Raw genomic sequence first — 14,254 nt, 5'->3', positions numbered from 1 at the left:
TCTCTCCTGCAGCGCTCCGTCAGGGCCGGTGCACGGCGCCCTCCGGTCCCGTGTCTCATGGCTCTCCGCTCGAGTCCTTCCCCACGTCTCGCTGGGGCTCCGCGCCTCCGCGCGAGGACGCCTGCCGGTAACGCGCGATGCGCCGGGCCACTTCCCGCCACGAGCCCGCCTCCGCCCTCGCCCCGCGCAGGTACTCCATGGTGTAGGCCACCGAGGTGCTCTTGTAGGCCACTCGCTCGAGCCCCAGCCGATCCGCCAGCCGCGCCGCGCCCATCAGCACGTCCGTCACCGGCTTCGTCGGCCCCGGCAGCGCCACCGCCGTGGCCAGCAGCGGCCGCGCCAGGGCGTTCATCTCGAAGAGCATCCGCCACGGATCCACCTGCGGCACATCCGAGTGCCGCTCGGACAGCCGCGAGTCCATGATGCCGTAGCGGTGCGCCCGCGCCAGCCACTTCTCGAAGCTGGTGTGATCCGAGCCGTGGAGCACGTAGGACTCGTTGCAGAAGCGCACCTGGCAGCCGGCCTTCTCCAGCCGGATGCCCAGCTCGATGTCCTCGGACTGCTTCAGGCTCGGGTCGAACCCGCCCACCGCCACGTAGTCCTCACGGCGGAAGGAGACATTGCCCGTGTAGAGGTTCCACCCGTGGGCGCCCTCCTCGTGCAGCCGCTTCGCCAGCCGCTCGTGCAGGTACGCGTACCAGCGCTCGAAGAGCGGCATGTCCGGGAGGGCGGGATCCGGATCGATGCGGCCCAGCACGACATGGCGCGAGCCCGGCGGGTGCTGCTCCAGGTGCCGCTGGAGGAAGTCCTCCGGCACCTGCATGTCGTCGTCCGTGATGATGACGACGTCCCCGCGGGCCTCCAGCACTCCGCGGTGCCGCGCCGCCGCCGCGCCCGCGTTCTTCTGCGTCTCCACCCGCAGCGTGTACGGCAGCGCCTGGGCCAGCTCCGCCAGAGGCCCCTGCACGGGCTCCTGGGAGCCGTCATCCACGACTACTACCTCGTAGTCGCTCGGAGGCAGCGTCTGTTTCGCGAGCTGCTGCAGGAGCCGCGGGAGCAGGGCCAGCCGGTTGTACGTGGCCATCACCACGCTCACCCGGGGCCGCTGTGCTTCAGTCCGCGGCGGAGCATCCGAGCTCGCCGAGGGCGAGTCGCTCACTTCTTGCTCCCCACCTTGTGCTGCAGCGTGACGCTGCCAAGGAAGCGCGCCTTGCCGATCAGCCCCAGCGTGTGCCGCGCCGCGGAGAACTGGGTATTGCCCAGCGGCACGCACAGCAGGGCGCGCTCGCTGGCCAGCGCCACCTCGAGGCCCACCGGGTTGGAGAGCACCGAGTCGATGCAGACGACGACCATGCCGCCCTGCTCGATGAACGCCTTCATGTCACGCACCAGACGCCCACCAGCCCCCGGCGGCAGCCCCTCCGCGTCAATGAGACGCAGGGGCTTCTCGCGGTACTGGTTGCCCACCTCGACGATGGCGCGCCCGGCCATCAGGCCCGAGGCTCCCGGCTGCGCGGGCACCACCACCAGCGAGGACCACTTCTCGCGCTGGGTGAGCAGCGTCCACAGGTGCAGCAGCTCCGCGGGAATCGGCTCCGAGGCGGCCGGGAGGAGCTCGTTGTGAACGGGCTCCTCGGGCACGAAGGGCAGCGGCGTCGGTGTCCCCCGCACGACAGACCAGGGGCGCGGACGAACCGGCCCCGCCTTGGGGCTGTTGCCATCGCCCCCGCGGGGAGGTCCTCCTCCTCCCGGGTTGTCATTCGACTCGAACATAGACGGATCCAGTCTACTCATTTTCTGGCCACTGCCCAGTGGGGCTTCGGGTGCAGGATCAAGCAAGTCAACAGACAGTCGCCGCCGATCCGCTCGTACTGAACGTGCTCCTTTGCGGCTCATGTGCGCCCACCTCCCTCCTGCACCGACGCGGTCATCATGGGCGCGTCACCGGCAGGTACAGGGGCATGGGAGTTCTTCCAGGCGCCCGTGAGGGTGGCCAACTTGCCGGAAACAGTCACCGCCAGGGCCATGAGGATGGTTGCGTACCAGCTGGTGATGCCCATGTCTCCGAAGCACTGGTTGATGTAGGCGAAGACGATGGAGACGACGACGAGGGCTCCGGCGCGCCAGTGTGGCGAGTGGGCGCGATGGTAGGAGCGGACGGCGAAGTAGACGGTGAGCGCTACAAACAGCCACACCCCTGTGAAGCCCACCGCCCCGCCGAAGGCCAGCAGGCCCAGCACCGAGTTGTGCGGGTGGTACAGGTAGTCCTCGAAGAGGTGAGAGATGTCCGCGAGCTTCATCGCCTCTTCGAAGCCGTGCCCATAGCCCGTGCCGAGCATGGGGTTCTTCTGCCACGTGGTGATGAGGTTGAAGTTCTCCACGTCGCGGTAGTCCATCTCGGTGGTGGCGTTGTGCTCGCCGACGATCATCGACTTGAACGTGTTCACAGGCGAGAAAAAGCCCGTGGGATTGGCCCAGCCCACGACGACGTAGACGAGGAACAGCGGCGACAGCACGAGGCCCACGCGCGTCGCATAGCGCTTCACGCGGGACCAGGGGCTGATCAGGAACATGGCGATCACGCACTGGTTCAAGGTGGCGTACGCCAGGCGGCGATCGTTGTAGTCCATGCCGATGAGGATGACCCCACACACCAGGACCATGCGCCGGAAGGTCTTCCAGTTGGGATCCTCCGCCCAGGAGCTCAGCGCGATGGCCACCCCCGTCACGTAGATCATCGTGTCCGAGTGCGTGGTGGCGTACTCGGTATAGAGCCCCTGGGGCCGAGCGATGAAGACGATGAAGAAGGCGCCCAGGAACGCCTTGGTGAAGGCGGCCGCGACGATGATGCGGCCCAGGATGCGGAAGTCCTCCGGCCCGCGGATGGCGGCGTTGAAGAGGAGCACGAACATGGGCATCAGCAGCAGCTTCTGCAGCTGCCACTTCGCGGGCCGTGGATCTCCGCCCCGCATCAATCCCCAGAGGTACATCCAGCTGATCGTCACGAGGATGAGCAGCAGCGCCATCACCAGCGGCCGGGGCAGCGGCGTCATCCGCTCGTCCGTCTTCAGGCCGACGGCCTGCCGGTAGACGTAGAGGATGATCAACCCGAACACCGACAAGTCGATGAGCGTGAAGCCCAGGCCGGGCACGCCGGTGACGACGTTGAGGTTGATGAAGAGCAGCCGGCCGATGAAAAAGAGCGGCGACTGCCAGTGGCCCGAGTAGGGCACCTCCACGGCACAGTCGACGATGAGCAGGGTGGCGAGCAGGGTGAGGACGGGGTAGCGGACCGGCACCTTCGCCAGCACCCACAGCATGACGGCCCCCACCACGGGCAGCAGCGCCACCGCCGGGAAGAGGACGAGCAGCCCCAGCGTGGCCAGCACCACGCCGGCCAGCATCATCAGGAAGACAGGGGTGCGGGAGAGGAAGGCTTCCATCGTCGTCTCTCAGGGTGCTCGCCCCGGGCGCGCGCTCAGGGCTTGCGCGCCTCGCGGGTGGTGCGCACCCACTCCCCCTTCTTGTCTCGAGGGCCCGCCACCATCAGCCACACCTTCCAGAACACGTAGAAGGGCGCCCGCATCAGGTCCAACAGCCCGCGCGCGCCCATGCCCGACACCCACCAGCCGCGCAGGACGTACAGGCCCAGGCTGGCCACGCAGAACGAGGCCGCGGACGCGCTGAGCAGCGCCGGCCCCTGCCACACGGAGAGCGCTCCGGCGGCCACCGTCAGCGCGAAGGCGCCCAGCACCACGTAGCTCAGCGGCGGCACCAGCAGATCCATGGCCAGGTCCAGCAGCACGCCGTCCCGCTTGCGCAGCGCCTCGCCCAGCAGCGGCACGCCAAACTGCTTCGTCATCGCCCAGCGCCCGCCCTCCCAGCGGCGGCGCTGCGAGCGCGCGGCCTTCTCCGAGGAGACCATCTCCCCCAGCACCTCGGCCTCCCACGCGTAGTGCACGCGGTGGCCGGCCCGGCCCAGGCGGATGCCGTACTCCAGGTCCTCCACGATGGAGAACGCGTCGTGCGGCACCTCGCGGATGACGCGGTGGCTGAAGCACATGCCGTTGCCGCGCAGCCCGCAGGAGACGTTCAGCCGCTCGCGGCCCATCGAGCGCACCTTGTGGAACAGCGCCAGGGCGATGGTCATCAGCCGCGTGCGCCAGGAGGTGTGCGGGTTGAGCACGCCATAGTGCGCCTGCACTGCGTGCGCACCCGCCTCCAGCCGCAGGCCGAACGAGTGCAGCAGGTGCGGCGACACCTCCGTGTCCGCGTCCACCACCACCACCGCGGCGGCGAAGCCATCCCTCAGGCTGTACTCGAAGGCATGCGCCAGCGCGAAGCCCTTGCCCCGCTTCTCCGTGTCGTGGCGCACCAGCACCGTGGCCCCGGCCTCGCGCGCCCTGTCCGCCGTGGCGTCCGAGCAGTTGTCCGCCACCACCAGGATGCGCCGCAGCGCGGCCGGGTAGTCCAGGGCCGAGAGGTTCGCCACCGTGCCGGCGATGCCCGCCTCCTCATTGTGCGCGGGGACGATGATGTCGAACTTCAGGCGCGGGGCGACGCGAGGCGGCGCCGGCCTGCCCGCCGACAGCAGCGTCAGCAGCAGCAGGTAGCCGCACGCCACCACCACCGGCAGCGCCAGCACCAGCACCAACCCATCCGCCCACATCACGGCCTCACTCCAGCGCAGGACTCCATGCCGCTCACCCGGAGCCCCGGTCCAGCTCGGCCAGCACGGGCACACCCAGCCCACGCTCCACCTGCCAGCTCTCCAGCACCCGCCCGCTGAGCACATCGCGCGCCAGCGCCGCGAACACCGCCAGCAGCAGCCCGGCCACGAACCCGCCAATGGCGATGATGAGCGCGTTGGGCTTCACCGGCTTGCGCGGGAACTCGGGCGGCGCGAGCTCCGTGAAGCGGTACTTGAAGGACTTGGTGGCGATGTCCAGCTCCAGCTTCGCCGCGTCGATGCGCTTGAGGATCTGCTGCTGCGCGCTCAGCCGGCTGCGCAGCCGGTCCAGCGTCACCGCCGCGCTCGGGTTCTCCGACACGGCCGGCAAGAGCCCCATCAGCACCCGCTCCAGCCCGTACGGATCCGGCACCGGCTCGTCCGGGAACGGCAGGGACTTGCCCCCGAGATCGCCGTACTCGGCCAGCATCTGCCGCTCCTCCTCCTGCAGCACCTTCACCTGCGGCGAGCCCTGCCGCATCGCCGCCACGCGCGTCTCCTGCTCCACCACCGTCGGATGGTCTGGCGCATACATCTCCCGCATCTGCACCAGCTCGTCCTGCATCTGCGTCACACGCTGGTTGTGCTGCACCTGCGCGTCCGCGATGGCACGGCGCTTGGCCCGGATGAGGAAGCGCAGCTGCGCCAGCTCCTGGTCCGTGGAGCCAAAGCGCGGCAGCAGGCGCGGGTCGCCCACCGCGCGCCGCCGCTCGAGCATGATCGCGGAGAACGTCTTCTCGAACTCGTCGTAGGACTCCATCACGGCGGCGGCGGCCTGCTGCTCATGCTCCTGGAGGATGGTGATGGCGTCCTTGATGCTGTTGAGCTCCTCTTCCTTGCTCTTGTCCAGGAAGCTCTGCTGCGCCGTCTTGATCAAGTCATAGGCGATCTGCGGATCTCCCCAGTCCACGCCGATGGTCACCTTCCCATCGCCAGTGCCCACCCAGAGGCGCTTCTCCAGCGTGCCCACCATGGCGGACATCTTCGACTCCTCGTCCATCGGAGCCGAGATCAGCCGCATCATCCCGTCCTTGAGCCGCAGCAGCGGAGGGCGCGTGGACTCCCACCGGTCCAGCAAGAAGGTGTCCTTGATGATCTTCTTCAGGTTGGACTGGCGCAGCACCGCCTCCGCGGCGGCCTTCGTCGGCCCGTCCACCTCGTTGGCCGGCCGCATGGGGTTGGGCGGCTCCGGGTTGAGGATGTTGGGGCGCTCGGGGTTCACCAGCCCGGGGATGATGGTGTTGGCCGTGCGGCGGGGCAGCAGCTTGGACTCCGCGTGCCAGGTGCGCGGCAGGAACTTGGCCGCGAGCAGCCCCAGCACCGCCGTCACCAGGAAAGTCCCCAGCGCCAGCTTCCAGTGGCGCTTCACCGCATTGCGCACATAGCTGACGTAGTCCCGGATCTGCTCCCAGTCGAAGATCTGCGCCTGCTCGCGCTCCACGTCGGGGAGCCTCTCGTCATGAGGTGCGGGCATCGCTCTTCCCTCCCGGTGTGGCCTCGGCCGCCTTTGCCAACAGCCGCAGCACTTGCTGGATGAACTCGTCCTGGGTGAACGGCTTCGTCAGATAACCGTCCGCCCCCACCTCTTCAGCCTGAGCGCGGTCCAAAAGCGTCCCGCGCGCGCTGATCATCAACACCGGCAGCCCCTCCAGCTCCGGCTGGCCGCGGATGTACTCACACACGTCGTAGCCGGACACATCCGGCAATGTCAGGTCCAGGCACACCAGGTCCGGCCGGGTCTGCGCCAGCTGCTCCAGCGCGGAGCGACCGTTGGCCGCCTCCTGGATGCGCGTGATGCCCAGGGCGTGCAGAAACTCCCCCACCATCTTGCGGAACAGGGGCGAGTCCTCCACCACCAGGACCGTGCATTGCGAGACGTCCATGGCCCGTTCCGGGTCCTCTCCTAATCGTCGAGCCGCGGCCAGATGACCAGCACGGCGAAGGTGTAGACAAGGTTGAAGACGACCATCATCAGGATGGCCTTCTTGACGCCACGGACCGGGTGACGCTCGCGCGCCGCCAGGCTCGGCAACAGGATGATCGCGTACAGCACGGACAGCAGCAGGAACTTCTTCATGACCTGGTGGGATTAAAGCCTACCATTCTCCTGTCTGATCACCAATCCGACGCCCATGAACCACTTATAGATGGGGTCTGGGTCGATCAGAAATTCTCGCAGCCTCAAGAGTCGCCCGGACGCCACTACGGCCGAGGAGCGAGTAAGCGGCCATTGAACTTTCAACGAGAGGCGCTCCTCGCCGTCGCGGCGGTGGAAGCCCCCGGTCGCGGCCTGGGCCAGGGCCAGATCGATGTTCACCTGGGCCTTGCGGCGCCCCACCCACTCGAAGCCGAAGCCGCCCTCGACGCGAGGGATGACGTAGGTGGTGAAGGCGTTGACGAAGGGGACATAGCGCACCGATATCTTCGCCTTGACGGGCCAGTGGTAGCCCACCGGGACGGGGGTGGTGATCGAGGCCTCACCAATGGGGTGGAGGATGCCCGTGGTCGGCAGCGGGAACAGGGCGCGCTGCGGTTGACGCTCTCCGACGGCCAGGCCGAGCGACAGCCGGCCGTTGATGAGCGGGTGGAACTGGTACTGCACCAGGGGCGATGCCTGCAGCAGGGACAGGTGCGCCTGGGTGGAGAAGTGCACGTCCCGCCCATAGAGCTCGGCGCCGACGACCAGGCGACGGGTGAGGGAGTGGAAGGCCTGCGCGCGCACCTCGGGGCCGATCTGCGCGGGCGTCACCCGGTCCGCACGTGGGCGAATCACGGTGGGCGGGTCCAGCAGGCCGTTGATGACGACGCCGCCCATCAGGCCGATGTACGTGCGTCGGATGCCCGTGAAGTCGAAGCCCACCATGTTCTCCGAGTAGACGTACTTGCTGGCGTCCAGCAGGCGCACGTCTCCCGAGCTGGTGGGCGCGGGGATGCGGAAGTCTTCGAAGGGGAAGGAGCCGTAGGTGGTGGAGGACATGGCCCACACCTTGAGGCCCGGGACTGCCTGGTACTCGCCCCGCAGGAAGAGGAAGGTGAGCACCTCCAGCGTGGGCTCGGTGAAGGTGCGGCGGAAGAGGAGCTGCGGCTCGAGGATGGCCTTCAGCTCCATGCGCGGCGTGTAGAAGATGAGCTGCCCTCGAGGGGTGATGACCACATCCTCGATGACGGCCCGGTCCTCGCGCTCCGTCAGGTTCGGCGTGCGGATGATGGTCTCCGCGCGGAGCTGGGACGAGTAGCGCATGGCGGGAGAGCCCGCCAGCACCATGCCCGTCACCAGCAGGGGGAGGACCATCGCCATCCGTCTACTCCACCACCACGATGTCGCCCGTGCGCAGTGCGAAGGAGGCGCCCTTGCCCTGGGTGCGGCTGGCGGCCTCGTAGTTGAAGCGGATGCGCAGCGGCAAGGGGCTGTCCTGCTGGCGCCGCAGCACGTAGATGCCGTCCAGCTGCGCGTAGTCCGTGAAGCCGCCCGCCTGCGCCAGCGCGTGCAGCACCCCCGAGCCAGGCTCCAGCCCCTTCATCCCCGGGCTCTTCACCTCGCCCAGCACCGCCACCTGGAGCTGCTTGGGCTCCCTCACGTACACGGTGACGGCGGGGTTGCTCACCATGGGCTTGAGCAGCTCCTCGATGCGGCGGGCGAGCACGGGCGGAGTGAGGCCCGCCGCGTCCACGTCGTTGAGCAGCGAGAGGGTGACGCGGCCGTCCTCGCGCACCAGCGTCTCCGGGGTGTCCATGTCCCGCTGGTTCCACACCTTGATGAAGAGCTTGTCTCCCGCGCGGATGACGTAGCCCTCGTCCTGCAGCGAGGGGGGCTCTCGGTAGTCGTCCACCCAGATGAAGCGGCCCGGGGTGTAGCAGGCGGCCAGCGACAGCAGCGCGGCCGGGAGGACTCGGAGGAGGAGGCGGAGGTCAGTGAAGGAACGGCCCATAGGAGATCAGCTCCAGCTCACGCGGCGGACACCTGGACGGGCGCACGCCGCCGGCGCACCACGCGCAGCAGGGCTTGCAGCTCGTCCAGGCGCACCGCGCCCGTTGCGAACACGAGGAGGAGATAGAGGCAGGCGCCCACCAGCAACCGCACGGGGCCCAGGTCCACGAGCGCCACGTGCACGCCCGTCACCACGGCGCACACCGCCAGCGTCTTGAGCAGCCGGGTGATGCTCTGCCGGTCGAAGGCGCTCCGGCCCACGGCCCACACCAGCAGGGACACGGCCACCAGCTCGCAGGTGAAGAGCGCCAGGGCCGCGGCACACGCCCCGCCCACCGGGCCGAACCACGCCAGGAAGGGGCGTGCCAGCGTCAGGTTGAGCGTCGAGTTGAGCACCATGGACACCACCGAGGTGCGCGTCACCCACCAGCCCTTGCCCATCGCCGTGAGCACGCTGGCGCACACCATGGCCACGTAGGTGAGCGCGAGGATGGGCGCCTGCAGCCGCAGCACCGCCGCGGCCGGCGCGAAGGCCTCGCCATACACCAGGCGGATCCACGTCTCCGCCCCCAGCGCCATGGCCAGCGCCATGGGAATGGAGAAGGCGGACACCGCCTCCAGCGTGCGGCGGCTGAGGCGGAAGAGCTCCTCTGTCGACTGGGCCGCGGCGCGCGCCATCAGCGGCATGAGCACCCACGTCACCACCGGCGCCGCCATCAGCGTCATGCCCGCCAGGTTCCACCCGGCGCCGTACCAGCCCACCTCGGTGGTGTTCGTCAGGAAGCCCAGCAGGAAGATGCCCATGGGGCCGTTGGCCGCCAGCGCCGCCTCGTTGAGGAAGAAGGGCAGCGCGCCCGTCATGGCCTCTTTGGTGCCCTTCGCGTCCAGCCGGAGCTCCAGCCCCGTGTGCCGGCGCGAGAGCCGGAAGAGCACCACTGCCCGCACCAGCTCCGAGGCGAGGATGGGCACGCCCAGCCACGGCAGGGGCAGCCCCAGCGCGAGCACCAGCAGCTGCCCGCCACCCCACACGCACTTGGTGGCGATGTTGGCCACCGAGAGCCCATCCACCCGCTCACGCGCGTGGAGCACCGCCGCCAGCGTGCCGTTGCACCGGAAGAAGAGCTGGTACACGCCCAGCAGCAGCACCAGCAGCCGCAGGGGGTTGGGCTTGCCCTCCAGGTGCATCAGCCCCTGCATCGCCCCGAGCAGCCCCACCGCCATGCCCACCTGGAGCAGCAGCGTGCCGCCGAAGAACTCGCTGGCGTGCTGCGGCCGCAGGGCCACCTCCTTGCGGATGTAGACCTCCAGCCCCAGGCCCGCCAGCACGAAGAAGACGGCGGTGAAGCCCTCGGAGGCCCAGTTGAACTGCCCGAAGGCCTCCGGCCCCAATACCCTGGGCAGCAGCAGCCGCACGGCCAGGGCAATCCCGTACGTCACCATGAGCGAGCCGCCCAGCTTCACGGCGTTGCGCATGGACGTCGACACGTCCAGCGCCGCGGGCTGCGGAGCCGGAGGTGACGCCGCGGCGCTCGGTTCAGGGACTTGCGTGGACATGGGCTCGGCGCGGGTTGGGATCAAGGCCAGTGAACGACAGCCCTACACCCGCGTCAATTCGCGGGCAGCTTCCCCGCCATGAGCCCAGGCAGCCTAGCTGGCGCCGTTGCCCGTGATGACCACGGGCACCGTCTTGAGGATCAGGCCCAGATCCGTCAGCAGGCTCCAGTTGTCGATGTACTGCATGTCCAGGTACATCCACTCCTCGAACGAGATCTGGTTGCGGCCCGACACCTGCCAGATGCACGTGAGCCCCGGGCGCACCGACAGGCGCCGGCGCTGCCAGGCCGCGTACTTCTCCACCTCCTTGGGCAGCGGCGGGCGCGGGCCCACCACGCTCATCTCGCCGCGCAGCACGTTGAGCAGCTGCGGCAGCTCGTCAATGGAGTACTTGCGGATGAAGCGCCCGATGCGGGTGATGCGCGGGTCGTTCTTGATCTTGAACACCGGGCCGTCCTGCTCGTTGAGGGCCTCCAGCTTGGCGCGCAGCTCCTCGGCGTTGACGACCATGGAGCGGAACTTGAGCATGTCGAACGGCTTGCCGTGCAGGCCCACCCGCTTCTGCTTGAAGAAGATGGGGCCGCGCGAGGTGAGCTTGATGATCACCGCCACCGTCACCAGCAGCGGCGAGAGCGCCAGCAGGCCCGCCGACGAGGAGGCGATGTCGAACAGGCGCTTGATGGCCATCTGGTGCGGCCGCGGCGCGTGCGTGACGAAGTGCAGGTAGCCGTCGGACACCGCGTGGCCATGCTCGGGGCGCGCGCGGTCCATGCGGAACGGATGCGCCGGCAGGGCGAACGGGATGCCGAAGCGCTCGCACAGCTTGATGGCCGCCTGCATCTCCTGGCCGTGCTTCTGCACGTTGCCGGAGATGTAGACGACGTCCACCGGCACCCGGCACAGCACCTCCTCGAGCTGCTCCACCGGGCCCAGCAAGGGCTGGGGCGAGTTGGGGTTCGTCTTCTCGTTGGCGAAGGCCAGGTAGCCGGTGACGCGGCGGCGACCGTGATCGGCCAGGTGCTCGCCCGTCAGCCGCCCCATGGCGCCAATGCCGAGGATGAGCGCCTCGTCGATCGGCTCCTCGCGCACCGCCAGCCGCCGGAAGACGAAGTGCCGCATCCCCACCACGCTCACCCAGAGCATCAGCGGGAAGAATGTCAGCGCCACCACCGGGTAGCCGCCGGCAATCAGCAGGCGCTCCAGGTAGAGCATGCCCGTAATGGACACCACGGTGATGGACACCAGCGCCAGATCATCCAGCGGCGCCCGATCCGAGAAGCGCGGGTCATAGAGGCACAGCGCCGTGCCCAGCAGCAGCCAGCCCAGCCCCGCCATGCCCAGCAGCAGCCACAAGTCCAGGTTGCCCACCTGGAGCTTGTGCCCCATGAGCAGCGTGGAGCCCACCAGCGCGCCCACCACCAGCATCAGGTCCACCAGCAGGTTCAGCTTCGCCGCGAAGCCCGGCGCCAGCCGCCCCCGTGTGGCCTTCACAGGCTTCGACGTCGGCGTCGGCACGGGCGCCACCACCCGCGGTGCCTCCGCCGCCGGGGCGAGAGCGGGCTTCACGGGCTCACCCGCCGGCGAATTCTCGGAGACTTCCTTCTGGACCGATGCGGATTGCATGCCAAGCTCCCCACGACCCGGAAAACACCCCGGGGTGACACCGCCCACCTTGCGAGAGTGGGCAAGAAATCAGGGCACCACCACGCTCTGGACCAGCGAAGATTGTATGGGCCCGCGAAAAGTGCACGCAAGCACGCCGAAAATTACCCATCCTGCCAAACCTCTCAGGCTGGGTCATGCCCTCTCGCTCGGAAATTAGTGCCTCCTCCCAGGCACTTGGAGACCCGCTCGCGCACAGTGATCACTATGTATCAATCGCGCAGAAGACGACCTGACAGGTCCCTTGCTATGGACAGCAACAGGATTTCCCGGAAGTACTCCGTCGGGGATTTCCGGACCTGGATTGGCGCGTCGTGTCGAGGCCTCCCGGCCGCAGCTCAAGCGCCGGGGCGGGCGGGCGCGGAGAAGGGCTCAGCGAAGGGCTCAAGGATGCGCTCGACGTAGCGCTCCACGGAGAAGTCCCGCTCCGCCTTCTCGCGGGCGCGCCGGCCCATGGCGTCGGCCTCCTCCGGGTGCTCCAACAGCCAACGGATCCGCTCGCGAAGCAGCTCCGGGCGGCCGGGCTCCACGTGGAAGCCGGTGACTCCGTCCTCGATGAAACCTTCCACATACGGATTGCGCGTGAGGATGACGGGCTTGCCCATGGCCATCCCCTCCAGCGCCACGGTGATGCCGCTGATGATGGGCCGGGCCAGCGGCACCACCACCACCCGGGACTCGGCGTAGAGCTGGCGCAGGTGGGCGTAGGAGCCCCACGAGCGCATCTCCACGTTCGGCGGGAGCGTGGCCACCGGCGTCTCGCCCTTGTTCGCCACCGAGTAGCGCCAGATCGTGTCCGCGGCGATCTTCACCTCCGCATCCAGCCCCGTGGCCGCCTCGATCAGCGTGCCGTAGTCGCGGTTCACCGCGCCGGCCGCGCACACCTGGCGCTTGAGCGGTGCCTCGGGCTGAGGCTGGAAGTACGCCGTGTCCACGCGCGAGTAGATGACGGAGATCCGCTCGCGGGGAATGCCATACTGCTCCACCAGCACCTGCTGGCTGTAGGGGGACAGGCACAGGAAGTGGTCCACGCGCCGGGCGAGCCCCAGCTTCGACAGCGCCAGCCACCGCTTCTTGCTGGACACGTTGTGGACGAGCAGCACGATGCGGCGCCGGCGCCGGCTCAGCAGCGCATCGCACGCGAGGAACTGGAGGGCCGGGAACTCCTCGGCGAGGAAGAGGTTCTGGAGCTCGCGCGTCTCCCGCCACGCGGCCAGCGCGAAGCGGGCGCAGTCCACGTTCGACGCCGGGTCCATCCCCCGCTGCACCATGGAGACGACCTGCGAGAAGACCCCGCGGCTCATGGCCGCGAACTCGAGCATGGGGCCCTTCTTCTCCAGCGCGTCGGTGACGCGGCTCACCGGCTCGCCCACGCCGATGTATGCGGAGTCTTGCGGCATCACGTCCCTCTGGCCATCCCGGCCCGTGTCGCCGCCATCTATCACGTCCCCTCCATCACGTCCCTTCGGCCGGGCGCGCGGGCAGCGACACCGTGAAGACGGTGCCCACCCCCTTCTGGCTCTGCACCTCGATGTCCCCCCCCAGCCTGCGGACGATGTCCCGGCTGATGGAGAGCCCCAGCCCCGTGCCCGTCGTCAGCCCCTTCGTGGTGAAGAAGGGCTGGAAGACGCGGGACAGGTGCTCGGGGGCGATGCCCGGCCCCGTGTCCGCCACCTCGACGATGGCCCTGTCTCCCACGCGGTGGGAGGTGACGCGGATCTCCCTCCGCGTGCCCTTCCACTCGGAGAGCGCCTGCGCCGCGTTGATGAGCAGGTTGCTGAAGACCTGGGAGACCCGGCCCGGGGTGCCCTTCACCTGGATCCCCTCGGCCAGCTCGACGACGACGATGGCCGCCGGCGTCGTCTCCGCCCGGGTGATGCGCAGCGCGGAGCGGATCGCCTCGTTCAGCTCGAACCACCCCGCCGTGGCGTCGTCCATCCGCGACAGCGCCCGCATGTCCCGGATGATCTCGCAGATGCGGCGCGTGCCCTCGTACGCCTCGCTCACCGCCTCCTGGATGGCCTCGAACTCCTCCTGCTCGCGCGGCCCCCACGCAGGCGTCACGCCTGTCGTGCCGGGCTCCACGTTCAGGCTCCGGCTCAGCAGGGACAGGCCCTTCTGGATGTAGTGGAGGTTGCCGAGGACGAAGGAGGCCGGGTTGTTGATCTCGTGGCTGATGCCGGCCGCCACCAGCCCCATGGAGGCCATGCGCTCGGAGGCCGAGAGCTGGCCCGCCATCCTCGCGTTCTCCAGCGCCAGCACGGCGTGCGAGGCCAGCAGGGCGGCGCGATCCAGCTCCCCCCGGTTCAGCGGGCGGGCCTCGGAGCGGCGCAGGACGACGAGCACCCCCAGCATCCGCTCCCCCGCCGTCAGGGGCAGCA

Annotated in this window: 13 protein-coding genes; all 13 read right to left on the bottom strand. The window is 68.9% G+C overall.

The window, feature by feature from the left end:
• Positions 1–55 precede the first annotated feature (55 nt).
• Positions 56–1,159, bottom strand: a complete 1,104-nt coding sequence (epsD, locus tag VD972_RS20705) for an exopolysaccharide biosynthesis glycosyltransferase EpsD (protein WP_324989602.1) — start codon at positions 1,157–1,159, stop codon at positions 56–58.
• Entirely contained in the window at positions 1,156–1,773 is a 618-nt protein-coding gene (locus VD972_RS20700; protein ID WP_324989600.1) for a hypothetical protein, read from the bottom strand. The genes epsD and VD972_RS20700 overlap by 4 nt, the downstream gene beginning before the upstream one ends.
• A 119-nt stretch (positions 1,774–1,892) precedes the next feature.
• Positions 1,893–3,443: an exopolysaccharide repeat unit polymerase gene (gene wzy, locus VD972_RS20695; RefSeq protein WP_324989598.1), complete on the bottom strand. Its 1,551-nt coding sequence runs from the start codon at positions 3,441–3,443 to the stop codon at positions 1,893–1,895.
• A 35-nt stretch (positions 3,444–3,478) separates the two neighbouring features.
• On the bottom strand, positions 3,479–4,669 hold the full coding sequence (epsU, locus tag VD972_RS20690; RefSeq protein ID WP_324989604.1) for an exopolysaccharide biosynthesis GT2 family glycosyltransferase EpsU: 1,191 nt from the start codon (positions 4,667–4,669) through the stop codon (positions 3,479–3,481).
• Between the two features lie 34 nt (positions 4,670–4,703).
• Positions 4,704–6,203, bottom strand: coding sequence for a chain-length determining protein (locus VD972_RS20685; RefSeq protein ID WP_324989596.1), 1,500 nt, complete (start codon positions 6,201–6,203; stop codon positions 4,704–4,706).
• The gene (locus VD972_RS20680) at positions 6,187–6,612 is read right to left on the bottom strand and encodes a response regulator (protein ID WP_324989594.1); all 426 of its coding nucleotides are present in this window, start codon (positions 6,610–6,612) and stop codon (positions 6,187–6,189) included. Before VD972_RS20680 ends, VD972_RS20685 begins: the two co-directional genes overlap by 17 nt.
• A 20-nt stretch (positions 6,613–6,632) precedes the next feature.
• Positions 6,633–6,806, bottom strand: a complete 174-nt coding sequence (locus VD972_RS20675) for a hypothetical protein (protein ID WP_324989592.1) — start codon at positions 6,804–6,806, stop codon at positions 6,633–6,635.
• Between the two features lie 12 nt (positions 6,807–6,818).
• Positions 6,819–8,027 carry a hypothetical protein gene (locus tag VD972_RS20670; protein ID WP_324989591.1) on the bottom strand — a complete coding sequence of 403 codons (1,209 nt, stop codon included), beginning with the start codon at positions 8,025–8,027 and terminating at the stop codon, positions 6,819–6,821.
• 4 nt (positions 8,028–8,031) lie between these two features.
• Entirely contained in the window at positions 8,032–8,658 is a 627-nt protein-coding gene (locus VD972_RS20665) for a polysaccharide biosynthesis/export family protein (RefSeq protein ID WP_324989589.1), read from the bottom strand.
• Positions 8,659–8,675: 17 nt separating this feature from the next.
• Complete coding sequence (locus VD972_RS20660) at positions 8,676–10,211, bottom strand: oligosaccharide flippase family protein (RefSeq protein WP_324989587.1); 1,536 nt, start codon at positions 10,209–10,211, stop codon at positions 8,676–8,678.
• A gap of 93 nt (positions 10,212–10,304) precedes the next feature.
• Positions 10,305–11,834, bottom strand: coding sequence for an exopolysaccharide biosynthesis polyisoprenyl-phosphate hexose-1-phosphate transferase EpsZ (gene epsZ / locus VD972_RS20655; protein ID WP_324989585.1), 1,530 nt, complete (start codon positions 11,832–11,834; stop codon positions 10,305–10,307).
• Between the two features lie 377 nt (positions 11,835–12,211).
• Positions 12,212–13,318, bottom strand: coding sequence for a glycosyltransferase family 4 protein (locus VD972_RS20650; RefSeq protein WP_324989584.1), 1,107 nt, complete (start codon positions 13,316–13,318; stop codon positions 12,212–12,214).
• A gap of 10 nt (positions 13,319–13,328) precedes the next feature.
• The coding region (locus VD972_RS20645; protein WP_324989582.1) for a sensor histidine kinase at positions 13,329–14,254 on the bottom strand (926 nt) is incomplete at its 5' end.

The sequence above is a fragment of the Hyalangium sp. genome (genome assembly GCF_035629615.1).
Classification (GTDB): domain Bacteria; phylum Myxococcota; class Myxococcia; order Myxococcales; family Myxococcaceae; genus Hyalangium.
This window is presented reverse-complemented; position numbering and strand designations above follow the sequence as displayed.